The sequence below is a fragment of the Telmatobacter bradus genome (assembly GCF_048629425.1).
Taxonomy (GTDB): domain Bacteria; phylum Acidobacteriota; class Terriglobia; order Terriglobales; family Acidobacteriaceae; genus Telmatobacter; species Telmatobacter bradus.
Map to the genome: position 1 here is coordinate 3,422,509 of NZ_CP184532.1, position 19,032 is coordinate 3,441,540.

Below are 19,032 nucleotides of genomic sequence, written 5' to 3' on the forward strand. Positions count from 1 at the left end.
GTCGCAACGTCAGCGCGAGTACTTCGCGGCTATTCTTTTTCCTTCGATGCAAAATGCATGCTCGTCGGCACAGCCAGCAGCAACACTGCGACAAAAAACACCCAGCGATGCAGCTCACAACCACCCACCAGATTGCCCACCCGCAGCAGTTCATAGCCTGCGGCAAGGTTTCCCAGCCCCCACAACACGTTCACGGTGGGCGAAGAGAGTCCACGGCCGGGCGGCTTGGCAAAAGGTGTTGGAAAACGGTCGCCGCAGATTCCCTTCACGGTGTGCGGCACAGAGTTGGCCAAAAATAAGCCCCCCACAAAACATGCGCTCAGTTCAGTCCAGATCATGCTGCCTTCTCCCTGTTTTTTCTCTCTGCAAGGGACATGCTCACGGCGGACTCCAGCGCACGCTGCACCTCGCCCCGCTGCAAGCCGTACCACAACGCGCCCACGGCACTGGCAACACCACATAACATCACCGCTGCAGATGTACCCAGCCGCGCAGCCAGCGCGCCCAACAGCAAGCTGCCCAGTGGAGCTCCTCCAAAAAACGCCATTGTGTAATAGCTCATCACCTGCGTACGCTTCTCTTCGCTCACCAGCGACTGCAGGATCGTGTTGCAGGCGCTGGCTCCCTGCATCAATCCGTAGCCGACCAGAGCCAGCGCCAGAAGCGAGAGCCAGAGGGTGTGCGAAACACCCAGCAGCAGCAACGCCACCGACTGCATCCACGCCGACCACAACAGAGCGCGCGGCAGACCCAGCGCCGTGCGACGCGAGGCCAGCAGCAGCGTGGAAAGCATGGTGCCCACACCGGCCGCGGCCAACAGCCAGCCGAGCGTCTGCGCTCCGCCCTGCAGGGTTTCCCGCGCAATGGCTGGCAGCAGCACGGTGAAGGGATAGCCCAGCAGGCTGAACAACGCAAAGACCAGCAGAATAGTGCGAATGCCGCCGACCGCGCTCACGTATTGCCAGCCGGTTCTCACCTCGCCCCACAGCTCCTTCTGCTGCGGCTTGCGCTCCATCGGACGCACATGCATCAGCAGCAACGAGGTAATCACGGCCAGGTAGCTCAGGCCGTCGATCAGAAAACACCAGCCCTCGCCCGCCATCGCAATCACAGTTCCGGCCAGCGCCGGACCAGCCAGTCTGCCACCGTTGGCCAGCAGTGAATTGAGCGCAATGGCATTGGCCAGGTCTTCGCGCTCCACTACGATCTCAACCAGAAACGCCTGCCGGGCCGGCATATCGAAGGCGTTGATTACGCCCTGCGCCACGGCCAGAGCAATCAGCTCCCACAGCCGCGCCACATGCGCCAGCGCCAACGCCGCCAGCAGCAACGCCTGCAACGATGCCGCAGCCTGCGTCATTACCAGCAGACGCCGCCGCTCCCAGCGATCCACCCACACGCCCGCCACCGGCCCCAGCGCAAAGCTAACAATTTGGCCCGCAAAGCTGACCACGCCCAACATCAGTGCCGAGCCCGTCAGCCGGTAGACCAGCCAACTGGTGGCCAGCCGCGTCATCCATGTGCCAATCACCGAAATGCCCTGCCCGGCAAAGAACAGGCGGAAGTTGGCCGAGCGCAGCGCCCGCACGGCATGAGCCTGCCGCAACCAGCTCACGAGCGCGCCCCGCGTTCTTCCACCAGACGGCGAAAGAGCCCCGTGGCTTCCCGCAGAATCAGCTGATCGCTTTCTTCCAGCTGGCCAATCGCCTGACTGAGCCAGACCAGCTTGGCCGTGCGCATGGCTTCGCGCATCGTCTGACCATTTTCCGTGAGCCGAACAATCATCTGCCTGCCATCGGTGGGGTGCGGCGTACGCTCCACCAACCCCTGCTCCTCCAGTGTGGCCACGGTTGCGCCCATCGACTGCGGCTTGACGCCCTCGGCCCGAGCCAGCTCAGCGGTGGTCGCAGCGCCCTCCCGACTCAACCGGCCCAGCACCATCGATTCGCTCATCGAGAGCCCGTCGGTATGCGCCTCGGTACGCATGCGCCGGATCAACACTCCCATCGTCTGCACCAGTTCGGCTACGTCGAACGGCTCCATCTTCGTTTCCATGCTCTGGTTATAGAAGAAGAAAGGAAAACTTGCAAGATTACCTTCCAAGTTTTCCTGTTATTTTCTTCGGACACTCCAGCGGAAGCTTCGTTGACCAGATTCGACTTTGTATTCCCTCTGCCGGGGAACCTGCAACGATCAATTAACGTAAGCTAGATACTGTAAAGGCATGCAGGCTTCCGGCCTGCTGCTCGACCACCATCCATTCCATCCCTCATGCAAAAAGCCGCCAACTCGCCCCGTACAGTCCCCCACCACAATCGCTGGCTGGTTCTGATTTCAGGCTACAAGTTCCTGCAGACATTGCTCTTTGTGGCCATCGGGCTAGGAGCACGGCACCTGATCGGCAAAGACGCCGGCGATGAGCTAGCCGCATTGGCCGATCATATGCATTTCAACTCCGAATCCCACCTGATCGACTTCCTGCTCGACAAGGCGGAGCTGCTCAACGACCCCCTGCTGCGCCGCATCGGCATAGCGGCCTTCTGCTACGGGGCCCTGAGTCTGGCCGAGGGCATTGGGTTGTATCTGGAAAAGGCCTGGGGCGAGGTTCTTACCCTGCTCATTACCGCCTCGTTCCTGCCTTTTGAACTGATAGAGGCAGTCCACAAGCTCACGCTTGTGCGAGTGGGCCTGTTGGCGGCCAATGTGTTGGTATTTTTCTATCTATTGCAATTGGTAAGCAGGCGGCGGCGGGCGCAGATCTAAAATCTTCAAGCAATTGATTCGCATAATTTTACACGAAAACACGCCGAGTTGTCTTGTGCTGGACACCCTGTGTGCTGTGGATAACTGGGACACAATTCGCCTTTTGTTCCCCAAACATAAAGACTTCCATCTGTCCACATGTAGAACCTTTTCAGTAAATACGCTCTCGTACTTTGATTTCTCTAACCTCAATTAATTGATAAATTTCCCGATTTTGAGCGCAAATTTAGGGACATTTCCACTTTTTCCCCTTGGCGTGAAATGGGAACGGAGGTAGTATCAAACCTGTTGGTGGAAATTTTTGGAGCTGAGTGGAGTTTTGGGGCTTCCGAGAGGGATTCCAGACCCACCTCACTCCGGTTTCCTCCCCTGAATGTATCTTTCCGGTAGCCGTACGCGCTGAGTTTTAGTTGGCCTACCGGCGGGACAAGTGGTCATGCTGACCCGGCTTTCCGCAGTTGCGGTAATTCGGGCAGGGCAAAAGAGGCCAATGACATGTTTCGCGGCAACCATCCGGCGAAGGTGGATGACAAGGGGCGGTTGAAGCTTCCGTCTGCGTTCAAGCAGATGTTGGAAGCCAGATCCGTCACCCAGTTCTTCATCACCAGCGAGGATGGCGAGTCAGCCCAGATCTGGCCCCTGCCTGATTGGGAAGAGCGCGAAAACAAGCTGGCCCCTTACAGCATGGACGAGTCCATACAGTGCTACCTGGACCAGACCAGTTATTACGGTCAGCAGGTAGAGATTGATTCGCAGGCGCGGGTGCTGTTGCCACAGATCCTGCGCAGCAGTGCCCAGCTCGACGAGGAAGTCGTAGTACTGGGTAAGATGCAATATCTCGAAGTGGTGCATCGCGCCACCTTTGAGAACAGGCTGCAGGCGCGCAAACTGACCAGCGAACATCGTCAGCGGGTAGCCAGCATTCTGCAACCCGGCCCGGTGGCCTAGAGCCCCTCAGGGGGGAGCACATGACGCATACAAGAGACCGCCATGTGCCGGTTCTTTTTCAACAAGCGATCGATTTTCTCCACGTGCGCCCCGATGGTACGTATGTGGACTGCACGCTGGGAATGGGCGGCCACGCCGAAGGCATTCTGCGCAGGCTTGGTCCGAAGGGTCGGCTGATTGGTTTTGACCGCGATCCCGAGGCTTTTGCCCTGGCCAGCGAACGCCTGAAGCAGGCAGCGGCCGAGATGGGTGCCGAAGCTCCGGAACTGACGTTGATTCCCGAGGCCTTCAGCTCCATTGCCAGCCACATTTCGTCCGCCTCAATGGACGGCATTCTGGCCGACTTTGGCGTCAGCAGTCTGCAACTGGACGAGGCACGCAGAGGTTTCAGTTTTCAGGCCGACGGGCCCCTGGACATGCGCATGGACACGCGCTCCGGGCCAACGGCCGAACAAGTGGTGAATGAGATGGACGAGCGTGAGCTTGCCGATCTTATTTACGAGTACGGTGAGGAAAGGAGGTCGCGGACAGTCGCCAGAGCAGTTGTGCGCGGACGACCGATTACTACCACTGGGCAGCTTGCCCGTGTGGTCGCATCGGTCGTCCACACAACAAACTCTCCGATTCATCCCGCTACCAGAACCTTTCAGGCTCTCCGTATCTACGTGAACCGAGAACTAGACGAGATTCGAGCCTTGTTGGAGGCCGCACCTGATCTGTTGAAGCCTGCGGGGCGAATCGCCGTCATCAGCTTTCACTCGCTCGAAGACCGAATCGTAAAAGACAGTCTTCGAGACGGCGCACAACGTGGCGTTTGGCAACTGCTGACGAAAAAACCAGCGGTGGCTGAAGAAGAAGAAACCTATCGCAATCCGCGCGCACGCAGCGCCAAGCTGCGCGCCGCCGAACGCACCACAGCCAAGGATCCGGGCCCACAACCAAAGATGCCCAGTTTCCATCGCTGATCAACCAGGGCCCAGCAACGAGCGGAACCAGAAAGGAAGCCAGACAGAGAACAGGGGACCATGCAGTTCTTATTCCCTATTTCTTGTTCTCTGCCTTACAGGAGTATCCCCATGGCGACCACTTCCCACAGCAACGGACGCAACTGGAGCGCTCGCATTGCCGAGCACAACGCCGAGTTGATGGCGCAGCAGCCGCTGCGTCGTCGGCGCATCCGCACCCCCGAGCACTTTCTGAATAAAGGCTTCGACAACTCCCGGTTGGTCAAGGCTCCTGATCCGACCCGCCTGCGGGAGATGCGCATCTTTGGCGCAGCCATGACGGTGCTCTTCTCGCTGGTGATGGTCTATGGGCTGCAGCACTTTTACGCCATCGAAAGCAGCTACCGCGTGGAGCAGGACAAGCAGCGCGTAGAGCAGTTGCGCGAAGACAACCGCAAGCTGCGCCTGACCCAGGCCGAGCTGACCGAACCACGCTACATTGACGCCATGGCGCAGAAATACGGCTTGCGCGCTCCGCTGCCCGGCCAGGTAATTCACGATCAGGGCCGCTACGATGTGGGCGCACCCGTGGTGGCGCAGATGACCGCGCCGCAGCCTGCCGCTCCGCCCACCGGGCAGTAAGCCCAGTGCCCAGCACAACGCTTTTTCCTGCCCGGCCCCGCAAGGCCGGGCTTGCTCTATTCTCAGCCCTCTTTTTATCGGACTAGAAACACCATGCCAGCCGCGCCTAAAACGCCCCGTCTCCGCTTTCAAGCCCAACGCGTGATTCCGCTCAAGCGGGCGCGCTTCTGGCTGATCTGTCTTTTCTTCTTCCTCTGGGCCGCTACCATCAGCACACGTCTGTTCTGGCTGCAGGTGGTGCGCCACAAGGACTTTCTCAGCCGCGCCCAGCACCAGCAGCAGCGCATCATTGAGCTGGCTCCGCGCCGTGGTGTGCTCTACGACCGCAATCTGCATGAGCTGGCCATGACGGTACAGGTGGACTCCATCTACGCCGACCCCAGCCAGGTGGACAACAAACAAGCACTTGCCCATCAGCTGGCCGCCCTCGTCCACACCGACCCGGATGACCAGCAAAGCAGCGAAGGACAGATCCTCAGCCGCCTGCAGAACGGCCATAACTTTGCCTGGATTGCCCGCCGCGTACGCCCGGAAATCAGCGACGCCATCAAAAAGCTGAACCTCAAGGGAATCTTCTTCCAGAGGGAGTTTCAGCGCTTCTATCCCGACAAGGAACTGGCCGCGCAGGTGCTTGGCTACGTGGGCGTGGACGATAACGGACTGGGCGGACTGGAGCAGAAGTTCGACAGCGACCTGCACGGCACGCCCGGCACTATGAACGCCGCCTTCGACGCCCGCCGCCACATCCTCGGCAGCCAGGAATACGATCCGCATCCCGGCCGCAGCATGGTGCTCACCCTCGACGAGAACATTCAGTTTCAGGCCGAGCAGGCGCTGGAACACGCCATGGAGCGCACCGACGCAGACAACGGCACCATCGTCGTGCAGGACGTACATACCGGCCAGATTCTGGCCCTCGCCATCCGTCCCACGTACAACCCGAACCAGTTGCGCCACACCTCGCCAGCCCTCTTGCGGGACCATGCCGTCAGCGACGTCTACGAACCCGGCTCGACCTTCAAGCTGGTCACCTACTCGGCCGCGCTCGATCAGCATGTAGTTACGCCGGAAGACATCGTCGACTGCCAGGGCAGCGTCATCAATGTTGCTGGCCGCACCATCCACGACGACAAGGGCGACCACTTTGGTCGCATCACGGTGACCGAGGCGCTGGAACACTCCAGCAACGTGGGTGCCATCAAGCTGGCCCTCGGCCTGGGCAACGACCGCTTCAATCAGTACATTCGCGCCTTCGGTTTCGGTTCGCGCTCGGGCATCGAACTGCCCGACGAAACCCGCGGCCTGCTGCGCCCGCTCAATCGCTGGAGCGCTTCGTCGATCGCCTCCATCGCCATGGGGCAGGAGATCGCAGTCACACCCATCCAGCTGGCCACCATGGTCTCCACCATCGCCAATGGCGGCGTTTATATGCCGCCCCACATCCTGCTGCCCAACCAGAACACCACGGCCACACAAGGAAGCCAGTTCAAGCCCGGCGAAGACTTGCCCAATCCTCTGCCTGCCGATGCGCATCGCGTCATCACCAGCCTGACGGCGGCCGAAATGCGCAAGATGCTGGAGGGCGTGGTGCTGTACGGCACCGGCAAACAGGCCCAGCTGAACGGCTACAGCTCCGGCGGCAAAACCGGAACCGCGCAGAAGATCGATCCCAAGACCCACACCTATTCGAAGAGCATGCACGTGGCCTCGTTCGCTGGCTTTGCGCCGGTCAACAATCCGGTGATCGCCGTGGCCGTCATCATGGACAATCCGAAAAAGGGCTACTACGGTGCCGAGATCAGCGCTCCGGTCTTTGCCGAGGTGGCGCAGCGCGTGCTCGAATATCTTGGCGTGCCACACGACACGCCGCTGCATGCCGTGCGCAATCCGGCCAGCCTGCCCGCCGTGCATGAGGACGAAGACTCCGGCGGAGCCGACCTGAACGCCCTCTACGACGCCGCCAACACGCTGCCCAGCGACGATCCGCTGCGCAATGGCGCGCCACAAAGCACGCCCGCGCCCGCACCTGCCCAACCGCAGAAGAGCACAGGCAAACAGAGCGCACCGCAAACCGTTACGCTGCCAGTCAAGCAGACGCCGCAGCCCGGCATCGCCACCAAAACCATCACCATTCAGGATGGGAAAAAGCTGAGTGTGCCTTCATTGACCGGCCTGCCCGTTCGCAAGGTGATTGAACTGGCCGCTTCGTCGGGCATCAATGTGCAGATTGTCGGCTCGGGCAACTGCCGCCAGCAAATGCCCGCACCCGGCACCATGGTCGCCGCAGGAACCCGCGTTATTGTGCGCTGCGGACGGTAGAGCAAAAAATACAAGGAAAAGGGGTACGGCAAAAGCCGTACCCCTTTTCCTTATTCAAATTCAGAACAGCTTAAGCTGACTGCCGCTCCTACTAGCCCAAAACCCTTGCAAAAATCGCATCCACATTGCCAAGCTGGCGCGTGTAGTCGAAGGTTTTTTTCAGCTTTTCAGGCGTCAGCAGAGCCGTAATCGAAGCGTCCTTGGCCACTTCGTCGCGGAAGACCAGATCTTCCTTCCACGAGCGCATGGCGTGGCCCTGCACAAGGCGATAAGCATCCTCGCGCATCATGCCGGCCTCGGCCAGATCGAGCAGTAATTGTCCAGAAAAAATCAGTCCGCCGGTCGATTCCAGGTTCTTCTTCATCCGCTCGGGGTAGACCAGCAGACGATCGATCAGGTCGGTGGTTTTGGCCAGCAGATAGTCGGTCAGAGTGGTCGAATCAGGGAAGATCACGCGCTCCACCGACGAGTGCGAAATGTCGCGCTCATGCCACAGAGCCACGTTCTCAAATGCCGCCTGAGCATTCGAGCGCAGCACGCGGGCCAGACCGCTGATCTGCTCGCTGGTGATCGGATTCTTCTTGTGCGGCATGGCGGACGAGCCCTTCTGCTTTTCACTGAAGTACTCCTGCGCCTCACGCACCTCGGTACGCTGCAAGTGGCGCACTTCCACGGCAATCTTGTCCATAGTGCTGCCGATGATGGCCAGCACGGAGATGTAATTGGCATGGTTGTCGCGCTGAATGACCTGCGTGGCTATGGGCGCGGGCTTCAGACCCAGGCGCTCGCAGATCTTTTCTTCGTGCTCCGGCTTCAGGTGGCCAAAGGTGCCCACCGCGCCCGAGAGCTTGCCGATGCGCATCTCTTCAGCAGCCGCGTCAAAACGAACCAGATTGCGCTTCATCTCGTCGTACCAGTTCAGCAGCTTCAGGCCAAAGGTGGTGGGCTCGGCGTGAATGCCGTGGGTACGACCGATGGTGGGCGTGTGCTGGAACTCAATGGCACGCTTCTTGAGCACTTCCAGAAATTTGACCAGACCGATGCGAATCTGTTCCGAAGACTCCTTGACCTGCAGCGCCTGCGCCGTATCCACAATGTCGTTTGAGGTCAGGCCGTAGTGCAGCCAACGCGACTCGGCGTCCAACCCCTGCGCCTTGAGCGTCTCAGCCACGGCGGTGGTGAAGGCGATTACGTCATGCTTCACCTCGGCCTCAATGGCCTGAATGCGCTCCACTGAAAAGCTGGCCTTGGTGGCAATAGCCTCAGCGGCGGATGTGGGAATGATGCCGAACTCCGCCAGCACGGTGCTTGCAGCCGACTCCACTTCGAGCCAGCGGCGGTACTTGTTCTCTTCGGTCCAGATGCGACCCATGGCCGCGCGCGTGTAGCGATCGATCAAAGCAAAACTCCTTGGGGGGTGGGGCGTGCAGCGCTCACTGCCGCCGGAGGTTGGGACGCCAGCCGTACCGCACAAGGGGCACAGGCCAGCCATGCAGCAAAAGGCCAACTCTTCGATTGTACTTGTTTCAGTCCGCGCCGGGCGGTCCAGAGCAGTTACGCCTGGGGAATCCCCAGCTTCTGGTGCAGTTCGTCGTAGAGCAGGCCCCGGCCCGGCTTGTAGGGCTGGAACCACTCGCCATCGATCACCAGCTGTGGCACGGCCCGCTTGCCCACGTGCTCGATCACCGCATCGCTGGCCGCCGGATCATTGTCCACATCAATCACCGTATAGGCAATGTTGTGCTGGTCAAGGAATTCCTTGGTCATGCGGCAGTCGCGGCACCAGTTGGTGGCATACATCAGGACCTTCATGGGCCCATTTTAGAGCATTTTCGGAATACACGCAGACTTTTTAAGGGGCTTGCAAGGTGCCTTTTTCTTGAGGAAAAAGGCACTTAGCATCCTGCTTTCGGTCTACAGCAATTCCGAAAATGTTATCCCCTTACTCCGCGCGGCACAAACAGACGAATTTGCCGATTCGCAAAGTTCCCACGCTGGGTGCCCCAGGTCCCAATTCTGGGACCTGGAAAAGCACAAACACAAGATGCAACTATATGCGGTCAAAGACTTAGCTCGGCTTGCGGCGCTCACGGAAGAAATTGCGCAGCATCTCTGCCGCGTCCTCTTCCAGCACACCCTGATCGACGATCATTTTGTGATTGAGCCGGGGATGATTGAGCACCTCCAGCACCGAGCCGCAAGCGCCGGTTTTGGGATCGGCGGCGGCAATCACCACACGGTCCAGCCGCGCATGAATCATGGCCCCGGCGCACATAGCGCAGGGCTCCAGCGTCACATAGAGCGTGCAGCCGGTCAGCCGGTAATTGCCCACCGCAGCCGCAGCCGCCCGCAGAGCCACCATCTCGGCGTGCGCCGTCGGGTCCACGTCGCGCAGGGTACGGTTCTGCCCCCGCGCCACGATCTCCCCCGCGCGGACGAGAACCGCGCCAATCGGCACTTCGCCAGCTGCGGCGGCTAACTGGGCTTCGGCGAGAGCTTCGCGCATGAGTTCAGGATCGGTCATAATGCAAACTCAATCCCCTTCAGATGAACCATATTCAAGACAGGCAAACTGCGCGACTCCAGAAATCCGGTCAGCGGCCAATCCACGGTCATCACCAGATACTGATTCGCCACACTGGATAGCGCGGCATCTGTAAGTCCAAAGCGGATTGCTGGCGAATCTGAAGCTATTTTGGCAGACTCTTCGTATAGCTCAGGAATCACTTGAACTCGCTGCGAAAAGAACTCTGACCACGCGGTCTTTCTCCAGTCAGGAAGTGAATTCGCCAGATTGGAAACCTCTGTAAGGACATGCGGAGTCGTAAACCATGAAGGAAAAACCTTCAGGAGTTCCGCAAGGAGAAGATAGTCGCAGGAGTCAAACATCCCCAGACGCTTGAAGGATGTGAGCAAGGAAAAATCAAACGTACAGCGAAGATGCAACAGGAGCAAATTCGTATCAAGAACAACAGAACGGCCCAGATAGGGCCGCACCTGTGGATGCTCCTTTAGCTTCATGCCGCACGCTGCTTAAGAGATACAAACTTCCCGTCTGCTCCATCTACAATCACAACTTTAGCTATTCGGTTGAATCCGAATGGACTGGACGACATTGAGGTGACAGGATAGCTGAAGGTAATGGCCCAATTGTCGCCTCCCATGCGCTTCGTCGGGATTCGCTTGATCTCCTCCAGACGAATCTGTTCTCTCGCAAGAGGATCGATTTCATGTTGATATAGCTCAGAAAAATGCAGTCGCGCAGCCTCGATTGCTTCCTTGACTGTCAATACCATCGCCCCTCCTTCAATGCCAACATTCTACCCCGAAATCACATACTCAACTCCGCCGGCTGCTGCTGGGTCATGCAGTGCAGCGTGCCCAGGCCCCACACCAGATCGACGGCGTGCACACCCACCACGTCGCGGCCGGGAAAGACCTCGGCCAGCGTGTTCAGCGCAATGCGATCGTTCTTGTCATTGAAGGTGGGAACCAGCACCACACCGTTGGCAATGTAGAAGTTCGCATAGCTGGCCGGCAAACGCTGGCCACGGAAGAGCACGGGCCGCGGCAACGGCAGCTCCACCACCGTGTACTGCTTGCCAGAAAGCGTGCGCGCGACCTTCAGACGGGCCAGATTCTCCGCCAGCGGCTCGTGATTGGCGTCGGTCGTATCGGGCTCGACGGCGGTCACAATCACGTCTTCGGCCACAAAGCGCGTGATATCGTCCACGTGGCCATGCGTGTCATCGCCAGCCACGCCGCAATTCATCCACAGCACCTGATCGATGCCGAGGTAGTCGCTGAAAATCTGCTCCATCTGCGCGCGGCTCACGCCGGGATTGCGCTGCTGCACTTCGCTGAGCAGGCACTCTTCAGTGGTGAGCAGAACGCCCGCGCCATTCGTGTCGATGGAACCACCTTCCAGCACCACGCGGCGGGTTTCGCCATTCACTTCGACGGTCGGCTGCCACGAAGGAAGCTGCAACAGATCGGCCACGCGGCCCGGCAGCTGGTCGTCGAGCTGCCAGTCCTCGTACTTGGCCCAGGCATTGAAGCGCCAGTTGTTCAGGCCGACTTTGCCTTCCGTGTTACGCACGAAGATGGGGCCAGAATCGCGGGTCCAGATGCGATTCGTCGGCCACTGATGAAAGCGCACATTTTCGCGCTTGACGCCATTGCGCTTCAGGATCGAATGCGCCCGGCTCTCTTCGCTCGGGTGCTGCACCACGATGTGCACGACTTCGTGCGCCGCGAGCATGCGGACGATCTCGGCATAAACCCAGGGAATCGGCTGGAACTTGCCCGGCCAGTCTTCCGGATTGTGCGGCCATGCCAGCCAGGTGGCTTCGTGGCGATCCCATTCAGCGGGCATGCGGTAGCCCAGTGCGCGCGGTGTCTGGTTCGCCATCTTACTTCTGCTCTCCGTCTATGTAGCGCTTGGTCAGGTCGCCAAAAGCGTCGATGCGGCGATCGCGCAGGAAGTGCCAGTTGCGGCGGGTCTCTTCGATCAAGCCCAGATCGACCTCAACCACCAGAATCTCTTCCTCGGTGTGCGAGGCCTTGGCCAGAATGCGTCCAAAGGAATCGGCCAGGAAGCTGCCGCCCCAGAACTCCAGGCCCGCGCCCTCGGCACGATTGCCCAGAATGTCACCCTGCTCATGGCCCACGCGGTTCACGCCTGCCACAAAAACACCATTGGCAATGGCATGGCCGCGCTGAACCGTCTGCCAGGCGTCGTACTGCGCCTCGCCAAACTCAGCCTTTTCAGCCGGATGCCAGCCAATGGCGGTGGGATAGAAGAGAATCTCAGCTCCGCGCAGCGCCGTCAGCCGTGCGCCTTCCGGGTACCACTGATCCCAGCAGACCAGCGTGCCAATGCGCGCCTTGGGCGTGTCTACAGCCTTGAAGCCCAGGTCGCCCGGGGCAAAATAGTACTTTTCGTAGAAGAGCGGGTCGTCGGGAATGTGCATCTTGCGATAGACGCTGGCAATCTCACCCTGCTCATTCAACGTAACGGCGGTGTTGTGATAGAGCCCGGCGGCGCGGCGCTCAAAGAGCGAAGCCACAATCGTCACGCCCAACTCGCGGGCCAGCGGCCCCAGAGTGGCGGTCGAGGGACCGGGGATCGGCTCAGCCAGATCAAAGAGCGCCGTGTCTTCCCGCTGGCAGAAGTACTGTGCGCGGAAGAGCTCCGGCAGGCAGATGACCTGTGCACCGCGTCCGGCGGCCGTGCGAATGTGACCGATGGCCGCCTGAAGATTGGCCTCCGGATCAGGGCTCATGCGCATCTGGATCAAACCGACTGTGAACTTCCGCATACTCTTTCTCTCAACCTCGCATTTGCTCTTGGCGGCGAATACCACCTCCATTGATCGTACACAAAAAGAGCACCCCCACCGACGGCAGAGGTGCCCAAACAGGAGTGATATTTATATGCCGGACCCATTCGATCCGTGGGCAGGAGGTGCCTGCTGCAGCCAGCCCCGGATCCGCCGCCGCAAGGGCACCTCGACCCCGTAATAGCAGCCCACCGCTGCGCAACCCAGAGCCGCCCAGCGCGCCAGCAGCGGAACCTGCGGAAATCCGTCCCAGAGCAGGAAGACCTGCTGCCAGATGTACAGGCTATAGGAGAGCAGCCCCAACTGGACCATCCACGGCCACTCCAGCACCCGGCGCGGCCAGCCGCCTTCGCCGGTCAGCAGCCACAGCAGAAAGAGCGCCACCGAGCCACACTCCAGGCCGATGCCCACAATGCTGCTGGCCCCCTTGGAAAACGAGCCCATCAACGGGCTAAGCCCATAGACCACCCCGCCGCACAGCCAGGGAATCGCCCTGCGGAAGCGACTGCTGCGCACCCACTCCAGCAGCGGGCCACGGGCGGCGAATGCCGCCGCCACGCCCCACAGAATCTGGTCGGCCCCGCTCTGGAACATGATCACGTCGTAGCCCCGCAGGTGCGGCCAAAGCAGATCCGTGACCAGACGCAGCAACGGCAGCAGGAAGAGCGCGCTTACCACCAGCGTTTTGGCCTTGCGCGCTCCCAGCAGCACCAGGCAGGCCGGCCAAAAGAGGTAAAACTGCTCTTCAAGCGCCAGCGTCCACAAATGCCCGAAGGTTCCTCCGGCAGCAACCGTGGGATGGGTCCACAGAAAGCCGTAGTTCCATGTGTAGGTGGCGGCGGCCAGAATCGATCCCGGATCGATGACCGCATGGCAGCCCCAAACCACCGCCAAAAGAATGAAGAAGAAGTACGCATAGAAGGCCGGAAAGATGCGGGCTACGCGGCGGGCGTAAAATCCGGCAATCGAGATTCTGCCCTTTGCCTCCAGTTCGTTGAGCAGCAGTGTGGTAATCAGAAAGCCGCTCAGGACAAAAAAGACCTTGACCCCAAAGCCGGCGCAGCAAAAGAAAAGGCGCAGTGGAAAGGCCCAGGCTTGACCGATCCAGTGCATTCTGCCCCCGGAGTGCGCCATAAGCACGGTAAAGACGGAATAGGCGCGCAGGCCATCCAGATAGGGAATGCGGGCGGAAGTTCGCAAAAGGTTGTTCTGGGGTTCGGTCTGGCGATCGATCACAGCGATTTCAGGCATGGTAAATCCTTATTTTTATAGATAGATAAGTTGAACCCAAACTAAACTTGAGCCCATACTAAAACAGTTCCGCGTAAAGTCCACGCTTTTTCCGCTTTTCCGCTTCAATTGCCTTCAGCTCTGCCTCTGCCTGTCTCCTGTTTCAGGACCACTTGCGCCGGTTTTTCGTCCTCTTTCGGAGTAAGTATCCCGAAAAATGCCCGAAGCCCCATTGATTCCATTAATTTATGAGAGTAGCCTCAACTTGAAATTTGCCCGTTTCGCTCGGCTGATTTTGTGAACCCATTTTTGCTCCACCGAATCGACTAAGAAGAAGAGGATCAGAAGCACATGCTCGAAACCTATAACGGCCTGGCGCTGCCCAAAGACGGCGAACCCATCGAATATTCCAACGGCGCGTACAAAGTTCCCGATCACCCGATCATTCCCTTCATCGAGGGCGACGGCACCGGCCGCGACATCTGGAAGGCCGCCCAGCGCGTCTTCGATGCGGCGGTGGAAAAGGCCTACGGCGGCAAGCGCGCCATCCGCTGGTTCGAGGTGTATGCGGGCGAAAAAGCCTATCGCAAATTCAACACCTGGCTGCCCGATGAGACAGTTGCCGCGGCCAAGGATCTGCGCGTCTCCATCAAGGGACCGCTCACCACGCCGGTAGGCGGGGGCATTCGCTCACTGAACGTGGCGCTGCGCCAGTTGCTGGACCTGTACACCTGCGTTCGCCCGGTCAAGTACTACCAGGGCGTGCCCAGCCCGGTGAAGCATCCCGAGCAGGTCAACATCGTCATCTTCCGTGAGAACACCGAAGACGTATACTCCGGCATCGAGTTCAAGCAGGGCACGGCCGAGGCCGCCAAGCTCATCGACTTCCTGAACAACGAGATGGGCAACAAGAAGAAGGTGCGGGCCGACTCCGGCGTAGGCATCAAGCCGATCTCCATCTTCGGCACCAAGCGCCTGGTCCGCAACGCCATCCGCCACGCCATCGAGAGCGGCCGCAAAACTGTCACGCTGGTCCACAAGGGCAACATCCAGAAGTTCACCGAAGGCGCATTCCGCGAGTGGGGCTATGAAGTGGCCCGCGAGGAGTTCCGCCAGGAGACGGTGACCGAGCGCGAGAGCTGGATCCTCGGCAATCTGGACGCCAACCCGAATCTGACGGTGGAAGAAAACGCCCTCCTGATCGAGCCGGGCATGGAGTTTGCTCCCGACAGCTTCAAACAGCAGGTGATCGCCGAGGTCAAGGCGGTGCTGGAGGCCATCGGCAAGAGCCACGGCAACGGTGCGTGGAAGAAGAAGATTCTGGTCAATGACCGCATTGCCGACTCCATCTTCCAGCAGATCATCATCCGCCCGTCGGACTACAGCGTGCTGGCCACCACCAACCTGAACGGCGACTACATCAGCGACGCCGCCGCGGCCCAGGTGGGTGGACTCGGCATTGCGCCCGGCGCCAACATCGGCGACGGCTACGCGGTTTTTGAGGCCACCCACGGCACCGCTCCCAAGTACGCCGACAAGGACGTCATCAACCCCGGCAGCGTCATTCTTTCAGGCGTGATGATGCTGGAGTTCCTGGGCTGGAAAGAGGCCGCTTCCATGATCGAAACTGCCATGGAAAAGACCATCCTGCAGAAGTTTGTAACGTACGACTTCGAGCGGCAGACGGCCGGTGCCACCAAGGTGGGCACCAGCGAGTTCGCCACCCGGATCATCGCCAACATGTAACCCGCACAACCCCGTTCCCCGGAGGTCAACATGCGCAAGAAGGTCAGCATCATAGGAGCCGGTAACGTCGGCTCCTCGGCTGCCCACTGGATCATGGCCAAGGAATTGGCCGACGTGGTCCTTCTCGACGTGGTGGATGGTCCGCCGCAAGGCAAGGCCCTCGACCTGCTGCAAGCCCTTCCCATCCAGAAGTCCGACGTGCGCATCCTCGGCACCAACGACTACGCCGACACCGCCAATTCCGACATCGTGATCATCACCGCCGGCCTGCCGCGCAAACCGGGCATGAGCCGCGATGACCTGCTGCAAACCAATTTCAAGATCATGAGCGACGTGGTTGAAAAGGTGGTTCGCTACTCGCCAGAGTCCATCCTGATTGTGGTTTCGAACCCGCTGGACGCCATGGTGCAGGCAGCATACAAGAAGTCCGGCTTCAACCGCCAGCGCGTGCTGGGCATGGCCGGCGTGCTGGACGCGGGCCGCTTCCGCAGTTTCATCGCCCAGGAACTGGACGTGAGCGTGGAGAACGTGAACGCCGCAGTACTGGGCGGCCATGGAGACACCATGGTGCCGCTGGTTCGCTATACGACGGTAGCCGGCATTCCGCTCACCGAGTGGCTGCCGCAGGAGCGCATCGACGCCCTTGTACAGCGCACCCGCGACGGCGGAGCCGAGATCGTCAAACACCTGAAGACGGGCAGCGCCTACTACGCTCCCTCGGCCGCCGCAGTTGAAATGGCCGAAGCTATCCTCAAGGACAAGAAGAAGATTCTGCCCTGCGCGGCCTACCTGGAGGGCGAGTACGGCATCAGCGGCTACTGCATTGGCGTGCCCTGCAAGCTGGGCGCGGGCGGCATTGAGCAGATCGTGGAAATCCGCCTGAACCCCGACGAAAAAGAGGCCCTCGACAAGAGTGCCGCCGCCGTCCGGGAACTCTGCGCGGTGCTTGACCTTTAGAGCATTTCTCCAATACACGTGCAGTGTCGAATTGCGTCCAAGGTGGCTTTTTCTTAAGGAAAAAGCCACTCGGCATCCAGCTTTCGCTCTACAGCAATTGGAGAAATGCTATAAATCTGCGGAGACGAACACCCAACAAAAATGCGGCCCACATGGGCCGCATTTTTGTTGCTTTGTGCAAGATAGCTCGCCCCTGAATCTCGCTTTCTGCACGCATCAAGAAAAGCCCAAAAAAGAAGGAAGCCGGTCTGACCCAGAGGGCCATGCAGGCTTCCTTGGCTTAGTACGAGAGGTAAGCGAAAATCCAACGCGCAAGCGGGCTCACACGACGGAAGGAGGTTTAGACTTTCACGCCGCAGAAGCTCACAGCGAGCCCCATGGCGTGAAACATGGTAGCCTTGGCCGCCAGCGCACGATCAGCCGCCTCGGCCGTGGGCGCATAGGCCACGCTAATGTGATTGGAAGGATGCCTCGCCATGAACTGATCCTGGGTGACGCCGTGCAAACGCACATGCTGCACCGGCCACTGCGTGGTCACCTGGGCCCAGCGGCGATTGGTTTCGGCCTCGGGCAGATCCACCACCGTAGCCCGGCCCAGATCCACCTTCAGTTCACCCGCCTCCACGTACACGCGGCTCCAGACCAGCTCGCCCGGCTTGCAGACGCCCTTCAACGTGCCGCCGCCCATGCGGAAGTACATGGAGGGTTGGCGCTCACTGACTGCGCCCTTGTAGCCACCCTTCAGATGCGAGGCCGGAACCGCGCCTGAGATCTGGAAGAGCCAGATGAAATCGTCGATCGGCTTGCCATCTGCTCCCGCGCCCTTGTACCACTCACCCCAGCGCACATCGTGCAGCGTAGTGGCGGGGTCCAGTCCCATGGCCGTCCACACCCGGTTGGTCACAATCGAATCCACACCCACGCACTCATCCACTTCATTGAAGTGGGGCAGCGGTTTGCCCGCATACAGCTCACGTCCATCCGTTGAAAACACCGGAGGCCGTTCCACGTTGTTCAGCAGGCCCTCCACCAGATCAGAGGCCGGAACCAGATCCTTCAAGCCCTGCTGGTACTGAATGCCGATGCAGTCGCAACCGAAGGCGTCGGCCATGCGCAGGGCAGCAATGTACATCTTGCACTGCAGCAGAATCTGCGCGTCGGTCAGGTCCGTCTCTTCGTTGGGCCCGGTAAGGAACTTCAGGCCGGCTGCATCCAGCCAGTTGCGCACCTTCTGCGCCTCGGCGTCGGAAATTTCGCGCATGGCGGCAAAAAGCGCCGACTGGCTCAGCCGCTCCTTGAAGATGCCGGCTGGATTCATCAGCCCATCTTCAATAATCGCGTTGGCCATGCCCATGCAGCCTTCGTCAAAGACCGCCAGAATCGCCTTCTTTGCCTTCAGCTCGGCAGCCAGAGCTTCTCCCAACTGCTTTTCAGCGGCAGGCACTTTGGCCGCATCAAAGGCGTGCACATGCGATGTATCGTGGATAAATTTCTTGTTTTTGATCCACTCGCCCAGACCTTTTTTGAAGAGCGGATCGGTGAAATCCTTGCTCCACAGCGAGGTGTACTGCACACCATACTTGCGCAGGCAGCCATTCAGGTTCAGCATGCCCACCAGCCCCGGCCACTGCCCGCTCCAGTTGGCCACGGTCAGGATCGGCCCGGTGTGTTCGAGCAGGCCAGCCAGCACATGCGCGCTGTACTGCCAGACCGACTCGGCCACCACGATGGGCGCATCTTTGGGAATGGACTCAAAGACCTTCATGCCCATGCGCTGGCTCTGGATGAAGCCATGCTTGCCCGCCGCGTCATAGGGATGGGCGCGCCGCAGCTTGATTCCCTCGGCGGCAAAGGCCGTGGTCAATTGCTTTTCCATCGCCTCCTGCGCCGGCCAGCAAACTTCGTTGGCCGAGGGGCGAAGATCGCCCGAAGCGACCAGAAAGACTTCATTGGCCGCATAGCTGAGGGGTGCGGCGACCTGGGGAAGTGCATACGTTGCTGCCATGAGGTTTCTCCTTCGGGCTCCGCCCGATCAAAGCTGCGCTCGGCCACATGGGCCGGGTAGCGCGGGAAGCAGGAAAAATCCGTTTACTTTAGCGCTACCGTAATCTCGCCCAAATCTTCTCTCCTGACTCGGACAA

19 protein-coding genes are annotated in these 19,032 nt (G+C 59.9%); 7 read left to right on the top strand and 12 right to left on the bottom strand.

What is annotated here, in order from left to right; genetic code table 11:
• Positions 1-29: 29 nt before the first annotated feature.
• The 3 genes from ACOBR2_RS14025 to ACOBR2_RS14035 are packed head-to-tail and all read right to left on the bottom strand — an operon-like array spanning position 30 to position 2,055.
• The gene (locus ACOBR2_RS14025; protein ID WP_420236738.1) at positions 30-338 is read right to left on the bottom strand and encodes a hypothetical protein; all 309 of its coding nucleotides are present in this window, start codon (positions 336-338) and stop codon (positions 30-32) included.
• Entirely contained in the window at positions 335-1,615 is a 1,281-nt protein-coding gene (locus ACOBR2_RS14030) for an MFS transporter (protein ID WP_420236739.1), read from the bottom strand. The genes ACOBR2_RS14025 and ACOBR2_RS14030 overlap by 4 nt, the downstream gene beginning before the upstream one ends.
• On the bottom strand, positions 1,612-2,055 hold the full coding sequence (locus tag ACOBR2_RS14035; protein ID WP_420236740.1) for a MarR family winged helix-turn-helix transcriptional regulator: 444 nt from the start codon (positions 2,053-2,055) through the stop codon (positions 1,612-1,614). Before ACOBR2_RS14035 ends, ACOBR2_RS14030 begins: the two co-directional genes overlap by 4 nt.
• A gap of 216 nt (positions 2,056-2,271) precedes the next feature.
• Here ACOBR2_RS14035 and ACOBR2_RS14040 point away from each other — a divergent pair, with 216 nt between their 5' ends.
• The 5 genes from ACOBR2_RS14040 to ACOBR2_RS14060 all read left to right on the top strand — a co-directional run bounded on the left by ACOBR2_RS14040 (position 2,272) and on the right by ACOBR2_RS14060 (position 7,616).
• A complete protein-coding gene (locus tag ACOBR2_RS14040; RefSeq protein WP_420236741.1) occupies positions 2,272-2,763 on the top strand; it encodes a DUF2127 domain-containing protein in 492 nt (163 codons plus the stop codon).
• Positions 2,764-3,258: 495 nt separating this feature from the next.
• Positions 3,259-3,711: a division/cell wall cluster transcriptional repressor MraZ gene (locus ACOBR2_RS14045; RefSeq protein WP_420236742.1), complete on the top strand. Its 453-nt coding sequence runs from the start codon at positions 3,259-3,261 to the stop codon at positions 3,709-3,711.
• Between the two features lie 20 nt (positions 3,712-3,731).
• Positions 3,732-4,676, top strand: coding sequence for a 16S rRNA (cytosine(1402)-N(4))-methyltransferase RsmH (rsmH, locus tag ACOBR2_RS14050; RefSeq protein WP_420236743.1), 945 nt, complete (start codon positions 3,732-3,734; stop codon positions 4,674-4,676).
• A gap of 111 nt (positions 4,677-4,787) precedes the next feature.
• Positions 4,788-5,297 carry a cell division protein FtsL gene (locus ACOBR2_RS14055; RefSeq protein WP_420236744.1) on the top strand — a complete coding sequence of 170 codons (510 nt, stop codon included), beginning with the start codon at positions 4,788-4,790 and terminating at the stop codon, positions 5,295-5,297.
• Positions 5,298-5,390: 93 nt separating this feature from the next.
• Complete coding sequence (locus ACOBR2_RS14060; protein ID WP_420236745.1) at positions 5,391-7,616, top strand: penicillin-binding protein; 2,226 nt, start codon at positions 5,391-5,393, stop codon at positions 7,614-7,616.
• 91 nt (positions 7,617-7,707) lie between these two features.
• Here ACOBR2_RS14060 and purB read toward each other — a convergent pair whose 3' ends face one another.
• The 8 genes from purB to ACOBR2_RS14100 form a co-directional block, all read right to left on the bottom strand.
• Complete coding sequence (gene purB, locus ACOBR2_RS14065) at positions 7,708-9,015, bottom strand: adenylosuccinate lyase (RefSeq protein ID WP_420236746.1); 1,308 nt, start codon at positions 9,013-9,015, stop codon at positions 7,708-7,710.
• Positions 9,016-9,170: 155 nt separating this feature from the next.
• Positions 9,171-9,428: a glutaredoxin family protein gene (locus tag ACOBR2_RS14070; RefSeq protein WP_420236747.1), complete on the bottom strand. Its 258-nt coding sequence runs from the start codon at positions 9,426-9,428 to the stop codon at positions 9,171-9,173.
• A gap of 256 nt (positions 9,429-9,684) precedes the next feature.
• On the bottom strand, positions 9,685-10,140 hold the full coding sequence (gene tadA, locus ACOBR2_RS14075) for a tRNA adenosine(34) deaminase TadA (protein WP_420236748.1): 456 nt from the start codon (positions 10,138-10,140) through the stop codon (positions 9,685-9,687).
• The gene (locus tag ACOBR2_RS14080; protein WP_420236749.1) at positions 10,137-10,613 is read right to left on the bottom strand and encodes a hypothetical protein; all 477 of its coding nucleotides are present in this window, start codon (positions 10,611-10,613) and stop codon (positions 10,137-10,139) included. The genes tadA and ACOBR2_RS14080 overlap by 4 nt, the downstream gene beginning before the upstream one ends.
• A gap of 20 nt (positions 10,614-10,633) precedes the next feature.
• Positions 10,634-10,912: a hypothetical protein gene (locus ACOBR2_RS14085; RefSeq protein ID WP_420236750.1), complete on the bottom strand. Its 279-nt coding sequence runs from the start codon at positions 10,910-10,912 to the stop codon at positions 10,634-10,636.
• Between the two features lie 35 nt (positions 10,913-10,947).
• Positions 10,948-12,027: an agmatine deiminase family protein gene (locus tag ACOBR2_RS14090; protein WP_420236751.1), complete on the bottom strand. Its 1,080-nt coding sequence runs from the start codon at positions 12,025-12,027 to the stop codon at positions 10,948-10,950.
• A gap of 1 nt (position 12,028) precedes the next feature.
• Positions 12,029-12,937 (bottom strand): carbon-nitrogen hydrolase, encoded by a 909-nt coding sequence (locus tag ACOBR2_RS14095; RefSeq protein ID WP_420236752.1) that lies wholly within the window; start codon positions 12,935-12,937, stop codon positions 12,029-12,031.
• A 111-nt stretch (positions 12,938-13,048) separates the two neighbouring features.
• Positions 13,049-14,209 (bottom strand): acyltransferase family protein, encoded by a 1,161-nt coding sequence (locus tag ACOBR2_RS14100; protein WP_420236753.1) that lies wholly within the window; start codon positions 14,207-14,209, stop codon positions 13,049-13,051.
• A gap of 330 nt (positions 14,210-14,539) precedes the next feature.
• Here ACOBR2_RS14100 and ACOBR2_RS14105 point away from each other — a divergent pair, with 330 nt between their 5' ends.
• Positions 14,540-15,934, top strand: a complete 1,395-nt coding sequence (locus ACOBR2_RS14105; protein WP_420236754.1) for an NADP-dependent isocitrate dehydrogenase — start codon at positions 14,540-14,542, stop codon at positions 15,932-15,934.
• A 30-nt stretch (positions 15,935-15,964) separates the two neighbouring features.
• Entirely contained in the window at positions 15,965-16,891 is a 927-nt protein-coding gene (gene mdh / locus ACOBR2_RS14110) for a malate dehydrogenase (RefSeq protein ID WP_420236755.1), read from the top strand.
• Positions 16,892-17,231: 340 nt separating this feature from the next.
• On the opposite strand, the gene ACOBR2_RS14115 is transcribed toward mdh, so the two are convergent.
• Positions 17,232-18,896 (bottom strand): fucose isomerase, encoded by a 1,665-nt coding sequence (locus ACOBR2_RS14115; protein WP_420236756.1) that lies wholly within the window; start codon positions 18,894-18,896, stop codon positions 17,232-17,234.
• Between the last annotated feature and the right edge of the window lie 136 nt (positions 18,897-19,032).